This window comes from Paraburkholderia sp. SIMBA_054 (assembly GCF_046534875.1).
GTDB classification, from domain to species: Bacteria; Pseudomonadota; Gammaproteobacteria; order Burkholderiales; family Burkholderiaceae; genus Paraburkholderia; species Paraburkholderia hospita.
Genome location: NZ_JAWRXV010000042.1, coordinates 42,019 through 65,250 on the forward strand (window position 1 = coordinate 42,019; position 23,232 = coordinate 65,250).

Here is a 23,232-nt window from a genome sequence, read left to right on the forward strand (position 1 = left end):
AATCACACGCCGAAGCTGATCGCCAACATGACCCAAACGACTGCACATCGCCCGCGCCGCGCGTGGCTCGCCGCCCTGCTGCTCGCGCCGCTCCTGACGCTCGCCGCGCCCCTCGCCCACGCCGACACGCTCGACAACATCACGAAGGCACGCGTCCTCAAGGTCGCCGTGCCCGAAGACTATCCGCCGTTCGGCTCGGTTGGCCCGGACCTGAAGCCGCAAGGCTACGACATCGACACGGCCGCGCTGCTCGCGAAGTCGATGAACGTGAAGCTCGAACTCGTGCCCGTCAACAGCGCGAACCGCATCCCGTATCTGCAAACCAACAAGGTCGATCTCGTGATCTCGTCGCTCGGCAAGACGCCGGAACGCGAAAAGGTCATCGATTTTTCGACGCCCTACGCGCCGTACTATCAAGGCGTGTTCGGTCCCGCCGACATCAAGGTCAGCAACCCCGCCGACCTCACCGGCAAGACGGTCGGCGCGACGCGCGGCGCGCTCGAAGAAATCGCGCTCACGCAGATGGCGCCGAACGCGACCATCAAGCGCTTCGAAGACAACAACGCGACGATCGCCGCGTTCCTGTCGGGCCAGGTGCAGTTGATCGCGGCAGGCAACATCGTCGCCGCCACGATCCTCGCGAAGAACCCGCCGCGTCGCCCGGAGCCGAAGTTCGTCATCAAGAACTCGCCGTGCTTCGTTGGGATGAACAAGAACGAGCCGCGCCTGCAACAGAAGGTCGATGCCGCCATCGCGCAGGCGAAGCAGGACGGCACGCTCAACGCGATGTCGAAGAAGTGGTTCAGCGCGCCCTTGCCCGCCGATCTGTAAGCAGCGCGTCGGTTGATACTGGTATCGTGACGCGGCCGTGCGCCGCGCACGATAGGGACTGCAGCGACGGGGCGGCGGCGACCGGGGCAGCAAGACCGTGCGCAGCGCCGGAATGACCAACGCGGCCCTCGCTCACGCGGGCGCCATAGGATGAATGCGATAAGCGAATGCGATGAAGCTCACTCCACGCGAAAAAGACAAACTCCTGATCTTCACAGCCGCGCTGCTCGCGGAACGACGCCGCGCACGCGGCCTCAAGCTCAACTATCCGGAAGCCGTCGCATTCATCACGGCAGCGCTGATGGAAGCCGCGCGCGACGGCAAGACGGTTGCCGAAGTCATGCACTACGGCACCACGCTGCTCACGCGCGACGACGTGATGGAAGGCGTGCCCGAGATGATTCCCGATATCCAGGTCGAAGCCACCTTCCCCGACGGCACGAAGCTCGTGACCGTCCATCACCCCATTCCGTGACGAGGCGCGCATGATCCCAGGTGAACTGATTACCGACGACGGCGAACTCGAACTCAACGTGGGCCGCGCAACCGTCACGGTCACGGTGTCGAACACGGGCGACCGGCCCGTGCAGGTCGGCTCGCATTACCACTTCTACGAAGTCAACACGGCGCTCGCGTTCGATCGTGAAACCGCACGCGGCTTCCGCCTGAACATCGCGGCGGGCACTGCCGTGCGGTTCGAGCCGGGCCAGGAACGCACGGTCGAGCTCGTCGCGCTGGCGGGCGACCGCGTCGTCTATGGCTTCAATGGCAAGGTAATGGGCAAGCTCTGATCGCTGTGCTTACACGCGAACATTCGGGAACCTCTCAAACATGACATTACGCATTGGCCGCCGCGCATACGCGGAAATGTTCGGCCCGACGACGGGCGACCGCGTACGCCTCGCGGATACGGACCTGCTGATCGAAGTCGAACGCGACTACACGATCTACGGCGAAGAAGTGAAGTTCGGCGGCGGCAAGGTGATTCGCGACGGCATGGGCCAGTCGCAGCGCGTCGCGGCCGACGTGGTCGATACCGTCGTGACGAACGCGCTGATTCTCGATCACTGGGGCATCGTCAAGGCCGACATCGGCATCAAGAACGGCCGCATCGCGGGCATCGGCAAGGCGGGCAATCCCGACATCCAGCCGGGCGTGACGATTGCGATCGGCGCGGCGACGGAAGTGATCGCGGGCGAAGGCATGATCGTGACGGCGGGCGGCATCGATACGCACATTCACTTCATCAGCCCGCAGCAGATCGAAGAAGCGCTCGCGAGCGGCGTGACGACGATGCTTGGTGGCGGCACGGGCCCCGCGACGGGCACGAACGCCACGACCTGCACGCCGGGGCCGTGGCACATGGAGCGCATGCTGCAAGCCGCCGATGGCTATCCGATGAATCTAGGCTTTCTCGGCAAGGGCAACGTGAGCCAGCCGCAGCCCGCGCTCGAACAGATCGCAGCGGGCGCCATCGGCCTGAAGCTGCACGAGGATTGGGGCACGACGCCCGCCGCGATCGACAACTGTCTGTCGGTGGCCGACGACACCGACACGCAGGTCGCAATCCACACCGACACGCTCAACGAAGCGGGCTTCGTCGAAGCGACCGTGGCCGCGTTCAAGGGCCGCACGATCCACACCTATCACACGGAAGGCGCGGGCGGCGGCCACGCACCCGACATCATCAAGGTGTGCGGCGAGGCGAACGTGCTGCCTTCGTCGACGAATCCGACGCGCCCCTACACCGTCAACACGCTCGACGAACATCTCGACATGCTGATGGTGTGTCATCACCTCGATCCGTCGATTGCGGAAGACATCGCGTTCGCCGAATCGCGTATTCGCCGCGAAACGATTGCAGCGGAAGACATCCTTCACGATCTCGGCGCGCTGTCGATGCTGTCATCGGATTCGCAGGCGATGGGCCGCGTAGGCGAAGTCATCATCCGCACGTGGCAAACCGCGCACAAGATGAAGGTGCAGCGCGGCGCGCTGCCCGAGGACAACGCGCGCAACGACAACTTCCGCGCGAAGCGTTATGTCGCGAAGTACACGATCAACCCGGCGCTCACGCATGGCATCGCGCATGAAGTCGGTTCGATCGAGCCGGGCAAATGGGCCGATATCGTGTTCTGGGAACCGGCGTTCTTCGGCATCAAGCCCGCACTGATCCTCAAGGGCGGCATGATCGCGATGGCGCAGATGGGCGATCCGAACGCGTCGATTCCGACGCCGCAGCCCGTCCACTATCGCGAGATGTTCGCCACGCGCGGGGGCGCATTGGGCCGCACGTCGTTGACGTTTGTATCGCAGATGGCGCTCGATGCGGGCGTCGCCGAGCGTTATGGCTTGAGCAAGCGTATCGTTGCAGTGAAGAACTGCCGCAGCGTCACGAAGGCGCACATGATCCACAACGCGTGGCAGCCGTCGATCAGCGTCGATCCCGAGACGTATCAGGTGATCGCCGATGGGCAATTGCTGACCTGCGAGCCGGCAAAAGTCCTGCCGATGGCGCAACGCTATTTCCTGTTCTGACCCGGTGCGCGGCACTTCAGGCCGGGGAAGGATAGCGCGGACGACGCAGGCTTCCTTTGGGTGGTCAGTGCGGCGTTTGCTGCTGTTCGATGTATTGGCGGATGATTTCGATTGGCGCACCGCCACAGCTGCCGGCAAAGTAGCACGGCGACGAAAGCGAACTACCACGCCATAGTTTCTTGCAGATGCTCAGGTAGTTCTTCTTGCGGATCAGCCGGCTGGATACGCCCTTCAGGCTGTTCAACCACGCCGAGACGGCCATCTTCGGCGGGTAGTTCACGAGCAAATGTACGTGATCCTCCTCACCGTCGAGCTCCACCAGTTCCGCCTCGAAGTCGGCGCAGGTGGTGGAAAAGATGTGGCGCTGGTCGCCGAGAATTTCCCTGGTGAACACATCCCGGCGATATCTGGTAACGAAGACGAAATGGACATGCATCAAAGGCCGTTATGTCTTCCGCGCCGGATATCGTTGTCGTGGTTCATAGACCAAACTACACTATCCGCATGCAACGCCTCCAAGCCTTCAAATACGAACTCATGCCAACGGGCGAACAGCAGCGCAAGATGCGCCGCTTCGCCGGGGCGTGTCGCTTCGTGTTCAACAAGGCGCTGGCGTTACACAAGGAACGTTACGAACAGGGCGAGAAGAAGCTGGGTTATGCCGGTCTGTGCAAGTTGCTCACTGAATGGCGAAATGGCGTGCAGACGCCTTGGCTCAAGGATGCGCCGACGCACCCGCTTCAGCAGGCGCTCAAGGATTTGGAACGCGCCTATACCAACTTTTTTGCCAGGCGGGCCGACTCCCCGCGCTTCAAGAAGAAGGGCCAAGGCGACAGCTTTCGCTATCCAGATCCGAAACAGGTCAAGCTCGATCAGGCTAACAGCCGCATCTTCCTGCCCAAGCTTGGCTGGCTACGCTATCGCAACAGCCGGGATGTGCTCGGCGCGATCAGGCAGGTCACGGTGTCGGCCAGCGGCGGCAAGTGGTATGTGAGCATCCAGACCGAGCGCAATGTCGATCAGCCGTTGCCGCAAGTCACCAGCGCAGTCGGTATCGATATGGGCATTACGCGCTTTGCCACGATGAGCGACGGCAATTACCTCGCGCCGCTCAACAGCTTCAGGCGGCACGAAGCCCGACTGCGCCTCGCACAGCGTGCCATGAGCCGCAAGACACAGTTCAGCAGCAACTGGAAGAAGGCAAAAGCCCGCGTCCAGCGCATTCATTCCCGGATCGGCAACGCCCGCCGCGATTATCTGCACAAGGCCACGACCGCGATCAGCCAAAATCACGCGATGGTGTGTATCGAGGATTTGCAGGTGCGCAACATGTCAAGGTCGGCGGCAGGCGACACCGGGCAACCGGGCAAGAACGTTCGGGCCAAGTCCGGCCTGAACAAGTCAATCCTCGATCAGGGCTGGTTCGAGTTCCGCCGCCAACTGGACTACAAGCTGGCGTGGAATGGCGGCTACCTCATCGCCGTGCCACCGCAGAACACGAGCCGGACGTGTCCGGCCTGCGGTTGCGTGCGTGCGGAAAACCGGCAGACGCAAGCGAAATTCGTCTGTGTCGAATGTGGGTTCGAGGAAAATGCCGATCTGGTCGGCGCGATCAACATCCTGGCGCGAGGACATCGCGTTGCAGCCTGTGGAGAGCCGGTGCAGTCGGGCCGCTCCGTGAAGCAGGAACCCGCCGAGGCGATCTGAGACACGCACCATCGTTTCAGACGCAGTAGAATTCCCTGCCTTCAGGCAGGGGAGGATGTCAAATGCGAACGATCGACAAGCTGTTGGGCGCTCATATCAAGCTCGCGCCCGTTCTCATCAAACGCGCGCCGACGCTGACGCTGGCGTTCGACGCGCGCTGCAAGAGCCGTCTTGCCGCGACGCTCGACGGCGGCGAAGAGGTTGCGCTGCTGCTGCCGCGCGGCACCGTGCTGCGCGACGGCGATGTGCTCGTCGCCGACGACGGCGGCCTCGTGCGCGTGGTCGCGGCACCTGAGTCGGTGCTGGTCGTGCGCGCGCCCGATGTGCTGACGTTGACGCGCGCCGCGTATCACCTCGGCAACCGGCATACGCCCGTCGAGGTCGCCGCGGACTATCTGAAACTCGAATACGACCCGGTGCTCGCCGATATGCTGAAGCGCCTGGGCGCATCGGTCGATCAGGTCGAGATGCCGTTCCAGCCGGAGACCGGCGCGTATGGCGGCGGGCATCGGCATGGGCATGACGAGACCTTCGCCGAGGACTATGCACTCGCGCAGCAGCTCTATGGTGAGCATCATGGGCATGCGCATTCGCACGATCATGGGCATGAGCATCACGACCATGCTCACGATCACGATCATGACCACAGCGAGTGCGGTCACGATCATGGCCACGGTCATCATCATGCGCATCGCTGAGCTGACTGCGCTGTTGCATCTCGCGTCGCCGGCTTTGCCGATCGGCACATTCAGCTATTCGCAGGGACTCGAAGCCGCGATCGAAGCGAAGCTCGTCACCGATGCCGATACGGCATGCGCATGGATCAAATGCGGCCTCTCGAACGTGCTGGCACATGGCGAGCTGCCGTTTCTCGCGCATCAGATCGAACGTTGGCGCGCGCATGATGCCGCTGCGTTGACGCAGGGCAACCGTGAGTTTCTCGCGAGCCGCGAATCGATGGAATTGCGGCGCGAGACGGAGCAGATGGGCTGGTCGCTGCGGCAGTTGTGTGCATCGCTTGAATGGGGCGATGCGGAACGTCGCGCGACGCTTGCATCGATGACGCCGATTGCGCAGCCGACGGCTTTCGCGTTCGCCGTGTTCGCGCACGACGCTGCGACGGATGCCGCCCTCGCCGCCTATGCGTTCAGCTGGGCCGAGAACCAGGCGGCCGCCGCGTTGAAGGCCGTGCCGCTCGGGCAGCTTGCCGGGCAGCGGATCATCGTTGCGCTGCGCAAGCCGATCGAAGCCGCCGTCCAGCAAGCGCTCGCCACTTCACCGGATGACATCAACACCTTCGCGCCGCAACTTGGCATTTTGTCGGCACGGCACGAGTCGCAGTATTCGCGGCTCTTTCGCTCATAGCCATTTGTTTTTCACGATTTGCTTTTCACGGTCAGAACATGAACGCTCCTCATCCGATGCAACGCACGAAGAAACTGCCGCCGCTGCGCGTGGGCGTCGGCGGGCCCGTTGGCTCTGGCAAGACGACGCTGCTCGAAATGCTGTGCAAGGCGATGCGTGACAAGTACGATCTCATCGCGATCACCAACGATATCTACACGAAGGAAGACCAGCGCCTGCTGACGGTGGCGGGCGCGCTGCCGGCCGAGCGCATCATGGGGGTCGAGACGGGCGGCTGCCCGCATACGGCGATCCGCGAGGATGCGTCGATCAATCTGGAAGCTGTGGACCGGATGCTTGGGCGTTTTCCTGAAGCCGATATCGTGTTTATCGAGTCGGGCGGCGATAACCTGGCTGCGACGTTCAGCCCCGAACTGTCGGATCTGACGATTTATGTGATCGACGTCGCGGGTGGGGAGAAGATTCCTCGCAAGGGCGGGCCAGGCATTACCAAGTCTGATTTGCTTGTGATCAATAAAACGGATCTTGCGCCTATGGTTGGTGCCAATCTCGATGTCATGGCTTCGGATGCCGCGAAGATGCGCGGCGAGCGGCCTTTTGTAATGTGTAATCTGAAGGCGCTTGCGGGCCTCGATCAGGTTATTGCGTTTATTGAGAGGAAGGGGTTGTTGAAGGTTTGAGGCTTTATTGTCTGCGACGCTGGGTCTGTTTTGAGGCGTGTCGCTGGCATCCGCGTTTTGCCTTCGTGGTTCACGCGTCACCCACACAGGGGCAACGCATGGAGAGGGCAAGCCATATCGCGGATGCCATAACAACGATGGCGACAGCAACAGCTCAAACCAAACCGCGAGAAGATCCCCTGCCAGCTAGCCGGGCAACAACGTCGTCAACACGTTAACAGTCCGGGCAGTCGCCCCTCGATGCCGCGCAGCGAAAGCCGAAGCCGCCCCACTCATCGCCACACGCCGCGCCTTGTCCTCAAAAAGCTCACGCAACACGCGCCCAAGATCCGCTGGATCCTTCACCTGCACACAAGCCCCAGCAGCAACCGCATCCGCCGTCGCCTGGGTGAAGTTGAACACATGCGGCCCGATCAGCACGGGCACACCCACACCACATGCCTCGATCAGATTCTGCCCGCCCAACGGCAACAGACTGCCGCCAATGAACGCCACATCCGACGCCGCATAGTAAGCACCCAACTCGCCCATCGAATCGCCGAGCAGCACCTTCACGTCACGCGGCAAATCAGGCACAACAACTTCACCAGCAGCAGCTGCGCCCGCAGACGCCCACGCCGAGCGTCGAACGCACCGCAAACCCTTCTTCTCGACCAATGCCGCAACTTCATTGAAACGCTGCGGATGACGCGGCACGAGAATGAGCAGCACATCGTCAACGCCAAGTGCCGCAAACGCCTGCAACACCAGTTCCTCTTCGCCCTCTCGCGTGCTCGCCGCAACCCACACCGGACGCGTACCGATAGCCGCGCGCCACGCTTGCCCGCGCGCCGCCAGTTCCGGGGGCGTGCTCATGTCGAACTTCAGATTGCCGAGCACGGCGACATTGCGCGCGCCAAGCGCGGAGAGCCGCGTCGCATCCGACGGACTCTGCGCGAGCACGCGCGCAAACCCGCCGAACACGCCGCGCGTCGCACTGCCGAACTTCGCGGCGCGCCGGTACGAACGCTCCGACATCCGCGCATTCGTCAGCACGAGCGGCACGTCGGCGCGGCGGCATTCGTCGATCAGCGTCGGCCATACTTCCGTTTCCATCACGAGACCGACGGACGGTCGCCACGCCTTCAGGAAACGCCGCACCGCGCGCGGCATGTCGTACGGAAGGTAGCAGCGCAGCACGCGATCGGCGAAGATCTGCTCGCCCGTCGCGCGGCCGCTCGGCGTCATGTGCGTGAGCAAAATGCGCGCGTCGGGCCGCGCCTTGAGCAGCGCCTCGATGAGCGGCTGCGCGGCGCGCGTCTCGCCGACCGACACGGCGTGCACCCAGATCAGCGGCGTATCGTCCTCGGGCACGCGGCCGCGCACGAAACCGAAACGCTCGCCGATATGCTCGCGATAGCCGCGCTCCTTGCGCGAACGGATCAGAAGACGCAGCACCGCGAGCGGCGCAATCAGCCACCACAGCGTGTTATAGACGGCCCTCAGCATCGGGCCTCCATGCGCGGCATCAGGAACGGCATGGAGACGGCCGCGCCTGCGGCGCCTCGCACTACGTTCGCGATAAAAAGCAGCGCGCCGCTCAAACTAGCGCCCTGCCCTTCAGGCGTTCGAGAATGCCAAGCGGCGCACACTCCGGCCGCGCCATCGACTTGACGGGCAGGAAGAACGTCTGCTCCATCATGAACTGGCCGGACATCACCGCATGCGACGTCTGATCCGAGAAGCACACCCACACGCATCCCGGCGGGAACGGCATCGTCACTTGCGGCGACGCCTTCTGGTAGTCGAGATCGGCCTTCATGCCGTCGTGCAGGTTCAGCATCAGATGGTCGTACTCGCTGCGCGGCGACTTGGTCACATGCAGCAGATTCAGCAGCCACGCCGAGCCGGGCATCTGCGGCTTGATGCGCGGCAGGAAGCGCTTCGCCATATCCTCGAATGGCTCGCCGACGCGCCACACGCGCGGCGCGCCGTTCGGATTGATGTTCGTGAACACCCGCAGGATGCGCTCGCCATAGTTGGGACGCGACGGGAATGCGTCGACGTGCAGGCGGCTATCGTCCTTGCGCCACGACGTCTCGCGCGTCTCCACCTGATGCAGCCGCAAGCTGGTCGGCGCGACGCGCAGCTTGCCCTTGTACTCGGGAAACAGGCCGTCGACGAGCGATCGCGCATTCGATTGATAGCGCGCAATCAGCGCGCGCACGGCCGATTGCGTGACGGCATCGCCCAGCACGCCATGCAGCGCGCCGCCATTCGGCTCGAGACTGATGTTCTTGCGGTTCGGATCGGCCAGCGCGGGATCGAGCAGCGCGCGTTCGCCACCCTCGATCGCAAAAGCGAGATTCGGGAAATACAGCACCTTGCCGCGCTCGACGCCCGCGAGCAGCGTCTCGCGCGGCATCGACAAACCCTGGCCGTGCCAGTCGGCGCTCGGTACTTCGATGATCTGGGATTCGTTCATGATCGCCTTTTGAAAGCGGATAAAGCTGGGCGCACTTGCTGCCGACGGCGGCTGACGTTCCCTGAAGGTGGCCGCCGCGCATCCGGCATAGACCTGATTATGGGCTTCGGAATGCGTCGACCGGCCGCTGGCGTCGCTCGCGCGGCGCTGGCAACCGGCATCCCAGGATGCCCGTGCCGCCATTGCCGCACCGCGTCACAACAGGCCGAATTCCGCCAGCGCGGACTTCACCTGCTGCAGCGTCGGCGGCTGGCCAGCTGTGCCGAGATTCACCACGTTCGGCGACCAGTAGCCGCCCGTACGCCATGAAGTGGCGAAATTGTACAACTCGACCGTCGGGCGTTTCAGCGCGGCTGCGATATGAACCAGACCTGTATCAACTCCGACCGTCGCCGCCGCCCCCTCGATCAGGCCGACGACGGCAGGCAGCGACAGCTTCGGCGGCACGATTGCGGCTGCGCCGAACTCATTGGCGAGACGCTCGCTCGTCGCGCGCTCGGCGTCGCTGCCCCACGGCAGCACGATTGACGCGCCGCGCCGCACGAGCGACTGGCCCAGCTCGATCCACGCGGCATCGGGCCATTGCTTGTCCGCGCGGGACGTGGCGTGAACGAAAACCACGTAAGGCACGGGAAGATTCAGTTGCGCTTCTGACAGCGCGAGCGCCGCGCGTTGGGTGTCGAGGCCGAAGTCGATCTCGTCGGTGGGCTGCGGCGTGGGGTCGCCGAGTGCTGCCGCGACCAGTTGCCGCGTGCGCTCGACCACATGCGTGCGCGGCGGGATGGGCACGGACCGGTCGTAGAAGAAGCGCACGGGCCATTCGTACCCCGCGCCATCCGTGCGGTTGCCGAGACCGACGAGCGGCCCGCGCGCCATTTTCGCGACCCACGCGGTCTTGATGAGCCCCTGGCAGTCGATCACGAGATCGTAGTTTTCGGCGACGAGCGCGCGACGGAACGCGCTGATCTCGCGCCAGTTGTCGACGGAGAGGATGCGCTTGCGCCAGCGCCGCAACGACACGGGAATCGCGCGCCGGACGCCTTCGACCAGTTCGACCAGTTTGACGAAGCTCTCTTCGACGAGCCAGTCGATCTGTGCATCGGGATGGCGGCGGCGGATGTCGGAGATGGCCGGCATGTTGTGGACGACGTCGCCTAGCGACGACACTCTCACGATTAGTATCTTTTGCGCGCTCAAGAATGGGATTGCCGGGTTATCCCGGCGTGAAGATGCGTTTGAAGGAACGCAATTTTAGCGCGCTCTCCGGGGGGCGCGCGGATTCCGGGTTTTTTGTGTTTTTTGAATTTGCGACGCTGAATTGGTCGGTGGCCCCGCACAGGGGCGTAGGGCGCCAGAGTATATGGACCGCCGCCGCAGTTATGCGACTGAGCGACCTAGTTGGTGCGACTGGCGTACTGCTGTGAAACACTCTTTACACGCGTGACATGGTGAAAATGAAACGCTGTGACTGCCCGGAAGCACACGAGTGGAGCTGACGGGCTACAAGAAGGTCGCGCCAGGCGAGTCGTAAGCTGTCGCCAAGTACCAGCGTTGAACGTCCGTAGCCACCCACTGCCGCCGCTCGCGCTGTCAGGAATTCAAGGGCAGGCAAACGAGTGCTCCGGTCATCCAAGCCTGCTTCTCGGGGCAGAAGTCCGGTAGCCGCTTCATCGTCGCCATTATCTAGCTGTCAGCAAGGCCGATAGCCCTGCGGATCGATTTGCTCCGTAACCGCAGAATTGGCACCGAGTTCTCACGGCGTCTCTCCCGGCGACAGTACGTTGTCATGGCCCGGCCCGGAACTGAACGTCTCCGTACCATGCGCGAGTCGTGCTACCCGTGTTGTCGGTGTCGGTCAGCAGGCCGTAAGCGGTAATCCGTCCAGGCGTCTCGTGAAAGACCTTCTCATAGTCTTGCACGATATTGCGGCGCAGGATTTGCCATTTACCGGCATCGCCAGGCTGACCGGAGACTACGATCATCTGTATGCGACCGGTATGGGGATTGGCAATGACACTGCCTGGCGCGGCTGTGGTCGACCAGATATACATTAGCGTGGCATAGGGCAGTTCCTGCCCACTCAGGTGCTTTGCCAGGTTCATGCCGGCCCGATCGATAAGCGACAGTTTGGATTTGTCGCCATCAAAGAAGAACACCAGTCGCGCCGGCGCATCTTCCTTCGATCCCACGCTGTTGTCGGCGCCCTCGATTGACCCTTCTGCTTTCCAGCGCCATGCCACGACGGGTGTGCGGGTCAGGTCGATATTACCCTCATGCATCAGGGCCGAAGCGGAATGGGTTGCGTCCGCCTGCAGGACGGTTGTACGGTCGTCGCGTACAAGCGTGTATTGCGTCATCGCTTTTCCGCTCACGACCGGCAGATTCTTCCATCCCGCCGGTAGCGGTGCGCCGGACTCGGCCACGGAAAAGGCAATACCCGGCCCTTCGTCCTGAGCAAGGAGGACTAGCGGCGACAGAAGAAGCGCGATGCACACACCGATCCGGCTTGGCCAGGCTGTTCGTTTCCGTGCTCGCGGGACCGAGGGAAGGTCCATGGCTGGTCCCGTTAGGGTCGTGGCTAACTATTCATTCTAGTCGGCTCAGCTGACCGCAGTCCCGCCGAGCTTTTAAACGAGCGTCCGAGGAAGCGCCTCGACTATGAAACGCCTCTCGAACGATTTCGTCAGTTTGCAGCATCGACCGGTTGCATCGACCGGTTGGATCCGCAAGCCTTTGCCGAGATAGCGAAGTGTCCCGCTATTCGACGGGAGCCGGCTGAACACTATATTCTGGTGGAGGTTCAACGGGTATTTGCGGCGCTGGCTCGCCGTCTTCTTCCGGAACCGGCTCGACGCTTTGGACGGCGGGCGGCTGGACGCTCTTGATAACAACGTGCGGTTCGGAGCCTCGCACAGGCGCACTGCGTTGCTCCGTGTGGGAACCACTGGTCATGCCTGTTCCGACGTTCGAGGCCGTGGTGTTTGCGCTCTTAAGGATGCCGTGCGGATCGAACAGAAACACGGCCGCAGACGAGTGCGTGTCGGCGCCGCCAACCAGCGACCCGATGAACGGAATATAGCTTTCGGGGTGGGGGCGCGACGTCACGTAGGTGTAGACGAGCAACGTCGAGCCGTCGTCCAGGGCGGTCTCTACTGACGCAGGGCCGAGCGCGGTTACCACGTCTTGCAGTGTTGTCACGCCGTGCCTGAAGTTCGCCACCTGTTCGGGCCGCACTTCGACACCGGCGGACACGCAACCGGCAAGCAGTGCGCCGCACAGTAGCCCGACGACCTGTTCGCGATTCATGTTGCCTCCCCGTCGATAATTCTACGACAAAGGAGTCTGGTTGGCGGGCCGCAGCATGCTCCTTCGTCAATGGCGGAACGCCGCCATTGTGGACGGCGGCCACTGTATCGTCTGAGGTTAGTGAAAGGTGCGGAAACGCATGTGCTTCTCAGACTGCCGGGGACGGGAGGTCACTCAGCAAACGAGGGCAATAGCCAATTGCAAAACGGGTTCTGCTGCGGCGCTTCACGCAAGGGCGAGACGTGAAAACCCTTAGGCGAAGACGGCTTTGGCTACCGGCGGGTCTAATCGTCTGTCGCAGATCGATCGACCCTCTATAGACCTTCGAGTCAGTCCGAAGTCAACGGCGGCTTCCAATTGACAGCGACCGTTCGCCTAGGCACGCCGAACGACGAGTCATCGGGCTCCCTTACCCTCATTCACACAAAGGGTTGACCCTGACCCACTAGTCGAAGGTCCGGCGAAAAGGACTCTCCAGCGGTTCTAAACGCGCTTGAACATGCGCGTCCGACGAGGAAGAGTCTACAATTCGATTGCCGAACGTCGTGGCCGCTGGTCATCAACGTCGGGGTGCTCATTTTTCGCCGCACTTTGATTGATCAGCGATCTTTTCGAGTCTCTCCCACCCAGTTTTGCTATCCACCTGAAGGAGAAGAGATGAAATCCATGAAGACCTACGTTGCCACAGCGATCGCCGTCAGCGCCATTGTTGCGATCGTGCCCGTTGTTAATGCACAAGAGACGACTGCGGCAACTTCAGCAACAGCTCCCTCTCGTTCGTCGATTAGAGCAGCAAATAGGGAGTTGGCGAAGCGAGTTCAGACGGCGTTGTACAAACAAAAGGGCTTGGAGACGACTGATCTTCACGCCATCGCGCGTAGCGGCAAGATTACGCTTGTCGGAATGGTTGCAGATCAGGCGCAGATAGATCTCGCAGGGAAAGTTGCTGAGAGTGTTTCTGGAGTTACGTCGGTCAAGAACAATTTGACAGTGGAAGAAGAAGGACACTAATGTTTGAGTCCAACCGCATCCTTTGACTGCACTGGCGCGCCTTGAGAACAAGAATGTTATGTTCTCAACGGCGACGCCTTTGCCGGGGAAAGCACTTGCATGGCTGAGTGAAGACCGTGCTCTGCTCGATATTGGCCCGGTGTCGAATCGCGTGCAAACGGGCAGGCTCAATGACAGGCGGGTTGAATATCTGTATTCGCGAGGATGAACGGCCGAAGGCATCCGAACGCGGTCCGATGCTGAACTTGCAACATCGAATGGCCGTCGCTTGTCCTCGATCGGTGGTTCGCGGACTCAATACCGCCACGCGGTACGAAGCCAAGTTAATGGTCGCTTCGTAAGCCGAACCGTCGCTCGAATGGCGACATCACCGACGCAGCCAACGACAGCTACTGGCCGATTGTGTTTGCAAGGACTTCCTCCGAGAGTCAAGCTCGGGGTTCGATTTTCGGCGCCTGTAGAGATGCGCAGCGTCGGCAATCCGCGCGGTGACGCTGGTGGACTCATATACCTCTCCTGTTTGAAAAACTCCGCAGCCGACCTCTCAGTGAGGATTTCAGGGGTCCTCTTACCCCTAACCGATGTTCACGAGCGGTTTGTGGAGCGATCTGAGAGGCGATTTTTCGCGAGCCGGTCCTGCTGCGCTGAGAGGGCAGTTTTTCAACACAATTGGCCGATTGCTGTCCGACGGGGTCGTCAGAAATCGGACCTTTATGCGACATTCGGCCCGTCGCATTTAGCGGCCCGAGTAGACTGCAAAGAAGACACGCGCCAAGGGCCGAGAGCTGCAAATCACGTCGCGCGATCCCCGCGTTCCACCCGATGCGAAGTAGCCTTGCCGCGTGTCGGCGGAACCGTCGGCCACACGATTTTGCGTTGCCCGGTCAGCCGCTTCGCTGCCGAACCACGCGGCTGCGCTGCGCCTGCGCTTCCTTGAGAAGGTGGTAGGACGCGTAGTACTTGTAGATGTTTCGCACATACGTGGTCGTCTCGATGCCGATCTTCTCGGCCACCACGATCTCCACGTTGTTGAACCAGACATCGGAATTGAGTCCGCGGGCGGCAGCCTCCTTGCGCATCTTCGCGATGTTTCCCGGTCCGGCGTTATAGCTGGCAAAGGCGAATAGCGGCCGGTCCACCTCGGAAAAATGGGCATCCTGGAAGTAGCGGGTCATCAGTTGATCAAGATACTTCGCGCCGGCATGAATGTTCGACTGCGTAACCTTGATGTCCCCAACGTTGAGTTCTTTCCCTGTGGCCGGCATCAGTTGCATGATGCCGACCGCGCCCACCCGACTCTTCGCATCCTGATTGAGCTGCGATTCCTGAAACCCTTGGGCGGCGAGCATCAGTGGATCGAAATCGTATTGCTGGCCATACTTCTCAAAATACGCCACGGTCTGTCTGAAACGTTTGAGTTCGGCACTCTCCGTGTTGTTGTGAATCTGCTTCGCACCCTGCACGTACTGCTTGAGGCGGATCTCCGCTACGCTTTGCTTCCTGATGAACTTCTCATAGAAGTCGCCGATCACCGCCTTTAACTGGGGGCTATTCTTGCGAATGGCCCAGCCGATGACGCCGCCCTCCCGCACCGCCATGCTCTCGTGCACCTTGACGTTCGGCAGCATCTGCGCCCACATGCGCGCCTTCCAGTCATCGACGACCAGGATCTGAAGCAGACCCACGTTCAGCATCTCCATCGCGTCTTCGTCCTCGAGCGCGTCCGGTAGCAGAACGATCCGCATCGGTGGCTTGCCCGCCTGCCGGAAGCGGTTGTTCAGTGCGATCAGGCTTTCGTAATAGCTGCTATGGCGGCGAACGTCGACGGTCTTGCCCTTCAGGTCACTGAGCGTGGAGAGCGCGGGTGACTTCGGACCGGTCAGAACGAGTTCACGCGTCGGCTTGAGCGCGTGTGCGGTAACAAAGTCGGCCTGCTTCAGGCGATCCTCAGTCGCCGTCAGATTGCCGGCCGCGATATCGCCGATGCCTTCCGCGAGCCCGGGCAATAGCCGGTCGCGTGTTGTCGGGATCATGATGACAGTGATCGGGCGCTTGCCGAGGCGACCGGCATAGGTCTTGTTGACGAATCGTTCAAAGTCACGCACGGTATCCGCGGTCACCCCACGCTCGTGTCCGCGATCATTGAAGTACAGCGTGCGGCTAAAGGGAGCGAGAACTCGAATCATGCGACGCTCGAGCATCGCGTCGAAGTCGCCGCGCCAAGGCTTGTTGGTCAGATCGATGCGGCGCGTCTCACTCGCAGGAATCGGCGCGGACGCTGTCGGTGATGCTGACGCCGACGATGGCGCGGAAGCCGGCTGAACCGCGGCGCAAAGCGCGCTCCATAAGCAGAGCGAAGCTCCAAACAAGCCTGATAGCAGCCACGCACGAGCGAAACGCATCATACACACCGAACTTTTTTCAGCTTTGCGCCCGGTCCGTTTGGACCGTCGTTACACGGACGCAATCATCTGAGTTTTCGAGGTTTTTTTTGCGTACCCGCCCCTCGACTCTTACAGCATAGTTGCGCATGAAAACGGTTCAAGCCTTCAGCGTGACAGCACCCCTCTGTCGGACGTGTCACCGATCGACAAGGTCGCAAAGTCGCCAGAGGCGTTTCTGGGGTGACATCCGTGACCAACAAACTGAGCGTCGAGAAGCCCTTCTGCGGTCAGTAGGCCGGGGCTCGTGTGAACAGTGCAGCGCATCATCCGGCCTTCGGATAAGGTTGCCGCACTGGCCGAATTCAATACCCAGTTTGCGCGCGGCCAAGGTCAGCAATACGCTCGATATCTGCCATTCGCAGACGATAGCGAAAGGCCGTAGATGGCCGAACTCTGCTTTTTTGAAGCAATTGGTTGGCGAGCCCTTCTTCCCCATTGTCATTTGATTTCGGGGCCAAATGTGCCCCCGGGATGACAACGCCTTCAACCGCCCACAGCACATCGCCTCATCTGGTCCAGGCTTGAGCGAAAGCCCGGAAGCGGCGACCTCGGCGTTTTCACTTTTACGAGAACCGAGAACGATCAGCTTTGCTCCTCGCTGCTGAGCTCTTCGAATTGCGTTGCTCACCAATGCAACTTGCGGACTCAATTGAATAAGGCGCATATCGCAGCATCCGGCACGACGCTCTGCCATGTTGTAGCGTGTTGCGCAGGGGCTCAAACCGGCAGGCCGGCACCCCACGGCTGTGAGACTATCTGACATGTAAATCTCTCCCCGATATTGCAGGTTGACTAGCATCCATGAACCTCCTCCGCGAAGCAAACGACGGCAGCGGAACCAGGCCAATCCCGCTACCACGACGTCGCGGGCTCATCTTCCCCGCGTTCGCGTGGTCCGGCTTCTCGTCCGCGTTTGCCTCCATCATCGTCGGCAGTCATCTTCAGGCCTCGTTAGGCACGCTCGACGCACTGTTTGCCGCGACCCTCGGCAACTGGATCCTCTTTATCTATTCGGCGGCGATCGGTTTCGCTGCTGGCCGCTGGGGCTTGAGTTCGCAACTCGTACTCGAAGGAGTCTTCGGCCGATGGGGCGCCGTCATCCCAGGCACGTTGCTCGGGTCGCTCGTCACAGGCTGGTTCGCCTTTCACGTTGCGGTGACGGCCTTAATCCTGACCGCCGTACTGCATCTGCCGGGCGAATCGACACTCGCAATTTGCGTCATAGGCGTTCTGTTCGCGATGCCGGTCATCGTCCGCATCAGCCACGGCTTCAACATGACGGCGATCGCGATCCCCGCGATGACGCTGTTCGCCGCAATCGTCTTTGCTCATCGACTCGCACCCAAATGGGCTGTGCTGCTGGACGGTCCGATTGGAGGAACGCTGCCGTTCGGCACGGGCGTGTGCATTGCCTTCGGCACCTTCGTCGTGAGCGGCACGATGACCGGTGATATCGTGCGTTTCTGCCGCACCGGAAATGAAGCGGTACAGGCGACCGCATTCGGCTTCCTGCTGGCGAACCTGCCGTTCCTGATCATCGGTGTGCTGGTCGCGGCGTCAGGCATCAGCGTGAACGACCTCTTTACTGCAGGCAATGCGCTGTCGTGGCTACTGCTGGTGCTCGTCATCGTTTCCAATTGGACCACCTGCGATGCATGCCTGACCAACGCCGGCGTGACGTTCAAAAGCGCATTTCCGACACTGCCGTGGATGGGAGTCGCGGGCGCCGCCACGCTTCTCGGCATTTTTCTGGCCATTACCGACAGCGTCGGCGACGTGTCCAGCTGGACGCTGCTACTTACAGCCATTGCATCGCCAATCGGCGGTGTGATCGTCGCGGACTACTACGTCCTGAGGGTGCGCGTGGGCTTTTCGCGCACCAGGGTGGCGCCGGTGAACCTGGCCGCGCTATTTGCGACTGGGGCAGGCATGATGGTGGCGTTTCTTTGTCACCGGCTGATCCCCGGCGTAGTCACGCCTTTGATTAGCGCGCCCGCAGCCGGCTGCCTGTATCTCGTTTTGTCCGGTATCGCTTCGCATCGTCTGGGCGCAGATCTCGGCGCGGACTCTGCCGGGGCGGAAGCGCTCGACTGACACATATGTTCGGCACCCGAAAGAGAACGGTCACCCCGCGTCCTCCGGTCGAGGCGAGAACCGGCATTGTGGTTATCGTCCTGATTTCCTCGCTCGCGTTCCTGCTTTTCCAGGCACGCAAAGACGCGCTCGACAATCTTCTCTTGCATGAGGCACGTCTTGCGATCCAGTTCGCCTCTGCCGAAGCCCGTTCCGATAAGTCGGACGGTGTAGCGCTCATCGATGACAGCGCACGCCATTCGACCAACCGGCTCGCAGGCATTGCCGCGTGGCCGGGGCAGAAGACAATTGCAATTCCGCTCCCATCGGAGTGCGCGGAAAATCCCGCCTGCCGTCCTCTGGCAGAGGCGCAGAACGAAGACACCAAAGGTCGGTTCGTCATCCGCAACGGAGCACTGTTCGCGTCGCTTCGTGGCAGCAAGGTCGCCGTCATGACGTCCGCGCCGCTTTCCGCGCTGGCGGCTGGCCTGTTCGGCCGCATTGCGACGGACGTTGCCGGCGTGTTCTTCCTGGGGTGTCTGCTGCTGCTCGTGCGCGAGAGCCGGTTGAGCGACTACTCCGTACACCGCTTGCTGGACGCGTCGCCCATTCCGCTTCTGCTGATTGATGCACAAGGGCAGATCGAATTCGCTAACCGCCAGGCTCTCGATCTCTTTGTGGACGACCCACCGCGCTCACCCGGCAGACTGCGGGAAGCCTTGCGGCGGGAGGCACAACTCTTCGCCTGGCTGATTTCTCAACAGGAAACTGGCGGCGCGATCGAAACCAGCGAATTCGAAACCGGCGCCGGTGCGGTGCGTCACCTGCTGGTCTCGCGGCAGTCATTGGTGGTTCGCTCGAAGCGGATGATCATCGCAAGTGTGGCGGACATCACGGTGAGGCACGAAGCCGAGAGCGCGCTCGTCAAAGCGAAGAACGCGGCCGAGGCGCTCGAGCGGATGAAATCCGAATCGCTTGCGATGATGAGCCATGAGCTGCGAACACCCGTCAACGGAGTGCTCGGACTCGCGCAACTGCTCGTTCGCTATGAGCTTCCCGACGGTGCTGCGCAGATCGTGCGCCGCATGATTCAGGCGGGCAAAACGCTGGCCGTGATCATCAACGACATCGTCGATCTTGCATTGCTCGAAGTCCGGCACATCCGGCTAGACCGTCGCCGCTTCGATTTGCGTGAAGTGATCACGGGGGCCGCCACGCTGGCGAGTGCCGCGGCCGCGGAAAAAGGGCTGACGGTTCGCGTGAGCGTGCTCGCGCCGTTGCCGTCAGCCGTATTCGGCGACCCCGCGCGCTTGCAGCAGATCATCATCAACCTTGTCAGCAACGGCATCAAGTTCACCGAGTCTGGAGATATCGAGGTCAAGACGGATGTCGAGGCGCGCGGCGACGATTCGATCGAGATCGTCATCGAAGTGACTGATACGGGAATCGGCATCGCACCCGATGTCATCCCACGGCTCTTCCGGCCGTTTTCGCAGGCGGAAACCGGACACGAAAAGCGCTTCGAAGGAACCGGTCTTGGCCTTGCAATCAGCAAGGGGCTCGTTGAAGCAATGGGCGGCTCGATTTTGGTGCGCAGCGAGGTCGGGAAAGGCTCGACCTTCGCGGTGCGTTTGTCGTTCGCATTGGCGGAGCGTGAAGAAAGCGCGCCGCAGAACCCGCCAGCATCGCGCGTGCTGGTTGTCGATGACGTGGCGCTGAATCGCGACGTCGTGAGCGAATTGCTACGCGCCGAAGGGTGCGATGTGATGTCGGCCGGCTCAGGGCAGGAAGCGCTGGATATCCTCAAGACGCAGCATTTCGATCTCGTGTTGATGGATATCCGCATGCCGGTGATGGACGGACTCGCCACCACTGCCGCGATCCGGTCGAGTCACGAGCCGCATCGTCACACAGGCCCGATACTCGGGTTAACCGCGAATCCGCTGCCCACGGACAGGCCACTCTATTTGCTGCGTGGCATCGACGGGATCATCGAAAAGCCGGTCGAGATGGAAACGCTGCGCTCGGCATTGAGACAGGCGGCGCAGCCGGCGCAATCTGGTGTGGTCGAGGAACCGGAGCGCATTGAACGGTTGCGCCAGAAGCTGGGACAAGATCGGACCCTGCGCATCGTCGCGGCGTTCGCGCAAACCGCCAGCGATGCGCTCGAAGGAATCGCGAACGGCTGCGCGCGGGCGAGCCTCGAAATGGTCGCCGAAAACGCGCATCGCCTCGCGGGCGCCGCGTCGAACGTCGGGTTTCAGCAGCTTGCGGATACCGCTGCTGACCTGGAGCAGATCGCCCGAACAGGAAGCGCGCTGGAGGTCTCGGATGCGGCGTTGACTGTCGTCACCATTTACCGCGACGTGGAGCGCTGTGTACGCGGCTTGCTGTCGTCTGCGGCGACTTGGCCCGTGAACAGATACCCGGTGCCGTGAACGGTTTTGATGAGTTGCGGATTGTCCGGATCCGCCTCGATCTTGCGACGCAAACGACGCACAAGCGTGTCGACCGTTCGGTCCATTGACTCGAAGCGCCGCCGCTTGATCGCCGAGATCAGCCGCTCCCGCGACATTGCCTGGCCGGCGTTCCTGACGAATACCAGCAGAAGATCAAACTCCGCGGTTGTGAGGGGCACGCTTGCGCCCGCCGGATCGGTCAGGCTACGGCCGCGTGTGTCGAGCCGGAACTGACCGAACGACAGCGTCGAGGGCGCAGTCACGCTGCGGCTGTGCTCCACACGCCGCAGCAGGTTGCGCACGCGCGGCAGCAGTTCACGCTCGTCGATCGGTTTGGCGATGTAGTCGTCCGCGCCGTATTCGAGGCCGAGAATGCGATCGACCTTGTCGTTGCGGCCTGTGATCAGAATGATGCCCATCTCGGACTTCTCGCGCAGATCGCGTGTCAACGACAGGCCATCGCGTCCCGGCAGCCGGATGTCCAGCAGCACAAGATCCACGGGACGGACGCGCATCATGCGGTCCAGTTCGTCGGCGTCGGCCGCGCAACAGATTTCGTAGCCCTCCGCCTCCAGAAAGCCTTCGAGTGTTTCGCGAATCGACGGGTCGTCGTCGACCACGGCAATGCGCTGGGGAGTTCGGCTCGGCTGCATGTGTTCCTCACGAATTCTTCGCTCGTCGATCCGGAAGTGCGCCACTGTTCGTTCGCGACTGGACCGCCCCCGCCTTCCCTGTAGCGGTTTCGCGCTTCTGTTCACAAATTTTAACAAACCACCATAGCCTGTTCAATTGACAGTGCAGACTCGTTCACAAGATCGCCCGATAGTTAGCACACCCCCCAAAAGAAACCGGATCAGGAGATGAGCATGGATGTCAAGCAACAGATTTGCGGCATGGACGCGGTCGCCCTCGCGAGGGCCATTCGCAGCAAGGAGCTTTCGCCTGTTGAAGTGGTCGAGGCACATCTGGCGCGGATAGAAGCACTCGAGCCGTCGATCCACGCTTTCTGCACGATTACGTCGCAAGCGGCGCGCGAGCAGGCACGCGAAGTGGAAACGCGCATTCTGCGTGGCGACGACGTCGGTTCACTGGCGGGCGTACCCGTCGGCATCAAGGATCTGGTTTCCACGGCAGGCATCAGGACCGCTTCCGGCTCGCCCGCATACAAGGATTTTGTGCCTGACGAAGACGACGTCGTTGTCGAGCGTCTAAAACGGGCTGACGCAATTATCGTTGGAAAGACCAATGTGCCGGAATTCGGATACAGCGGTGTTGGCCACAACCCGGTTTTCGAAACCACCCGAAACCCGTGGAATCTGGACATGACGCCCGGCGGCTCCAGCGCGGGTTCCGGCGCGGCGGTGGCCAGCGGAGAGGTGCCGTTTGCCATTGGCAGCGACGGCGGCGGATCGATCCGCATTCCGGCGGCGCACTCAGGAATTTACGGCATCAAGCCGTCGATGGGGCGAGTGCCGCTCTATCCTGGCTGCCGCGATGAACGCTACCCGGGTGTGTCGAGCTGGGAGAGCCTCGAGCATATCGGTCCGATGAGCCGAACAGTTGCAGACAGCGCGCTGATGCTGTCCGTGATCGCCGGCCCTGATTCGCGCGACCGCCATTCGCTGCCGGCCGCTGGTTTCGACTGGCTCAACGCGCTCGACGGCGACCTGAAAGGGCTGCGCGTTGCGTACAGCCCGGACTGGGGTTACGCGGCCGTCGACCCGCAGGTGCGCCGCGTCGTCAATGACGCGGTGCGTGTCTTCGAGCGCGATCTGGGCTGCAACGTCGAGATCGCGCACCCCGGGTGGAGCGATCCCTTCGACGCGTTCTGGGCAATCGTCGCGATGGACACCGATCTCAAAGGCATGCGCGCGATGGCGGCACAGTGGGGCAAAGAGATGTCGCCGCATCTGGTCGCGTTCCTGAATCATCCGTGGACCGCGGAGGACTTCACCAACGCGATGGTGACCCGCAAGAGCGTCGTGAACAAGATGTGGCGCTTTATGACGGACTATGACCTGCTGCTCACGCCGACGCTGACGGTCCCGCCTTTCCCGGTTCACTGTCAGGGACCCGAGAAAACCGACGGACGCATGGTCGCGCCGACACAGTGGCTCTCGTTCACCTATCCGATCAACCTCACCGGCCAGCCGGCGGCATCCGTGCCGGCAGGCTTTACGAACGACGGGCTGCCGATCGGGCTACAGATCGTTGGCCGCCATCTCGACGATCAGCTGGTGCTGCGCGCGTCGGCGGCATTTGAGCGGGCGCGTCCGTGGCGCAACACCCTGCCGCCGCTGCTCAAGGAACTCGGCCTCGTCCAGTAAACCGTGCATCCAGACCAGGAACCAGGG

Annotated in this window: 20 protein-coding genes and 1 pseudogene; 12 read left to right on the forward strand and 9 right to left on the reverse strand. The window is 61.9% G+C overall.

The features are described from left to right. Positions 1–27 precede the first annotated feature (27 nt). The 4 genes from SB822_RS37335 to ureC all read left to right on the forward strand — a co-directional run bounded on the left by SB822_RS37335 (position 28) and on the right by ureC (position 3,369). Complete coding sequence (locus tag SB822_RS37335; protein WP_410856951.1) at positions 28–831, forward strand: transporter substrate-binding domain-containing protein; 804 nt, start codon at positions 28–30, stop codon at positions 829–831. Positions 832–1,003: 172 nt separating this feature from the next. Continuing rightward, positions 1,004–1,306, forward strand: a complete 303-nt coding sequence (gene ureA, locus SB822_RS37340) for an urease subunit gamma (protein ID WP_006048588.1) — start codon at positions 1,004–1,006, stop codon at positions 1,304–1,306. A 10-nt stretch (positions 1,307–1,316) separates the two neighbouring features. Further along, entirely contained in the window at positions 1,317–1,622 is a 306-nt protein-coding gene (locus SB822_RS37345; RefSeq protein ID WP_079499055.1) for an urease subunit beta, read from the forward strand. A 40-nt stretch (positions 1,623–1,662) separates the two neighbouring features. Further along, positions 1,663–3,369, forward strand: coding sequence for an urease subunit alpha (gene ureC, locus SB822_RS37350; RefSeq protein ID WP_007735638.1), 1,707 nt, complete (start codon positions 1,663–1,665; stop codon positions 3,367–3,369). A 64-nt stretch (positions 3,370–3,433) separates the two neighbouring features. Here the strand turns inward: ureC and tnpA are convergent. After that, positions 3,434–3,852 (reverse strand): annotated as a pseudogene (gene tnpA / locus SB822_RS37355) (IS200/IS605 family transposase). Between the two features lie 21 nt (positions 3,853–3,873). On the opposite strand from tnpA, the gene SB822_RS37360 reads away from it, so the two are divergent. From SB822_RS37360 to ureG, 4 genes are all read left to right on the forward strand, one after another. Then, complete coding sequence (locus tag SB822_RS37360; RefSeq protein ID WP_410856968.1) at positions 3,874–5,076, forward strand: RNA-guided endonuclease InsQ/TnpB family protein; 1,203 nt, start codon at positions 3,874–3,876, stop codon at positions 5,074–5,076. Positions 5,077–5,138: 62 nt separating this feature from the next. After that, positions 5,139–5,774 carry an urease accessory protein UreE gene (gene ureE, locus SB822_RS37365; RefSeq protein ID WP_410856952.1) on the forward strand — a complete coding sequence of 212 codons (636 nt, stop codon included), beginning with the start codon at positions 5,139–5,141 and terminating at the stop codon, positions 5,772–5,774. Continuing rightward, complete coding sequence (locus SB822_RS37370; protein ID WP_410856969.1) at positions 5,761–6,441, forward strand: urease accessory protein UreF; 681 nt, start codon at positions 5,761–5,763, stop codon at positions 6,439–6,441. The genes ureE and SB822_RS37370 overlap by 14 nt, the downstream gene beginning before the upstream one ends. A gap of 38 nt (positions 6,442–6,479) precedes the next feature. Beyond that, complete coding sequence (gene ureG, locus SB822_RS37375) at positions 6,480–7,121, forward strand: urease accessory protein UreG (protein ID WP_410856953.1); 642 nt, start codon at positions 6,480–6,482, stop codon at positions 7,119–7,121. 186 nt (positions 7,122–7,307) lie between these two features. On the opposite strand, the gene waaA is transcribed toward ureG, so the two are convergent. The 5 genes from waaA to SB822_RS37400 all read right to left on the reverse strand — a co-directional run bounded on the left by waaA (position 7,308) and on the right by SB822_RS37400 (position 12,891). Continuing rightward, on the reverse strand, positions 7,308–8,609 hold the full coding sequence (waaA, locus tag SB822_RS37380; protein WP_410856954.1) for a lipid IV(A) 3-deoxy-D-manno-octulosonic acid transferase: 1,302 nt from the start codon (positions 8,607–8,609) through the stop codon (positions 7,308–7,310). A gap of 91 nt (positions 8,610–8,700) precedes the next feature. Then, positions 8,701–9,585 carry a Kdo hydroxylase family protein gene (locus SB822_RS37385; protein WP_410856955.1) on the reverse strand — a complete coding sequence of 295 codons (885 nt, stop codon included), beginning with the start codon at positions 9,583–9,585 and terminating at the stop codon, positions 8,701–8,703. Between the two features lie 195 nt (positions 9,586–9,780). Beyond that, the gene (waaC, locus tag SB822_RS37390; protein WP_410856970.1) at positions 9,781–10,791 is read right to left on the reverse strand and encodes a lipopolysaccharide heptosyltransferase I; all 1,011 of its coding nucleotides are present in this window, start codon (positions 10,789–10,791) and stop codon (positions 9,781–9,783) included. Positions 10,792–11,369: 578 nt separating this feature from the next. Further along, positions 11,370–12,140 (reverse strand): DUF3047 domain-containing protein, encoded by a 771-nt coding sequence (locus SB822_RS37395; protein WP_086910430.1) that lies wholly within the window; start codon positions 12,138–12,140, stop codon positions 11,370–11,372. Between the two features lie 202 nt (positions 12,141–12,342). After that, positions 12,343–12,891 carry a hypothetical protein gene (locus tag SB822_RS37400; RefSeq protein WP_410856956.1) on the reverse strand — a complete coding sequence of 183 codons (549 nt, stop codon included), beginning with the start codon at positions 12,889–12,891 and terminating at the stop codon, positions 12,343–12,345. A 657-nt stretch (positions 12,892–13,548) separates the two neighbouring features. Here SB822_RS37400 and SB822_RS37405 point away from each other — a divergent pair. Next, on the forward strand, positions 13,549–13,902 hold the full coding sequence (locus SB822_RS37405) for a BON domain-containing protein (RefSeq protein WP_079486386.1): 354 nt from the start codon (positions 13,549–13,551) through the stop codon (positions 13,900–13,902). A gap of 884 nt (positions 13,903–14,786) precedes the next feature. Here the strand turns inward: SB822_RS37405 and SB822_RS37410 are convergent. Both SB822_RS37410 and SB822_RS37415 read right to left on the reverse strand, forming a co-directional pair. Continuing rightward, entirely contained in the window at positions 14,787–16,307 is a 1,521-nt protein-coding gene (locus SB822_RS37410; RefSeq protein WP_410856957.1) for a transglycosylase SLT domain-containing protein, read from the reverse strand. A 175-nt stretch (positions 16,308–16,482) separates the two neighbouring features. Further along, positions 16,483–17,145, reverse strand: coding sequence for a hypothetical protein (locus SB822_RS37415; RefSeq protein WP_410856958.1), 663 nt, complete (start codon positions 17,143–17,145; stop codon positions 16,483–16,485). A 2-nt stretch (positions 17,146–17,147) separates the two neighbouring features. Here SB822_RS37415 and SB822_RS37420 point away from each other — a divergent pair, with 2 nt between their 5' ends. Next, positions 17,148–18,440: a purine-cytosine permease family protein gene (locus SB822_RS37420; RefSeq protein ID WP_410856959.1), complete on the forward strand. Its 1,293-nt coding sequence runs from the start codon at positions 17,148–17,150 to the stop codon at positions 18,438–18,440. 68 nt (positions 18,441–18,508) lie between these two features. Then, on the forward strand, positions 18,509–20,857 hold the full coding sequence (locus SB822_RS37425) for an ATP-binding protein (RefSeq protein WP_410856960.1): 2,349 nt from the start codon (positions 18,509–18,511) through the stop codon (positions 20,855–20,857). On the opposite strand, the gene SB822_RS37430 is transcribed toward SB822_RS37425, so the two are convergent. Continuing rightward, the gene (locus SB822_RS37430; RefSeq protein ID WP_410856961.1) at positions 20,776–21,531 is read right to left on the reverse strand and encodes a response regulator; all 756 of its coding nucleotides are present in this window, start codon (positions 21,529–21,531) and stop codon (positions 20,776–20,778) included. The genes SB822_RS37425 and SB822_RS37430 overlap by 82 nt on opposite strands. Before the next feature lie 213 nt (positions 21,532–21,744). Here SB822_RS37430 and SB822_RS37435 point away from each other — a divergent pair, with 213 nt between their 5' ends. Beyond that, positions 21,745–23,205, forward strand: a complete 1,461-nt coding sequence (locus tag SB822_RS37435) for an amidase (RefSeq protein ID WP_079486458.1) — start codon at positions 21,745–21,747, stop codon at positions 23,203–23,205. The last annotated feature ends 27 nt before the right edge of the window (positions 23,206–23,232 follow it).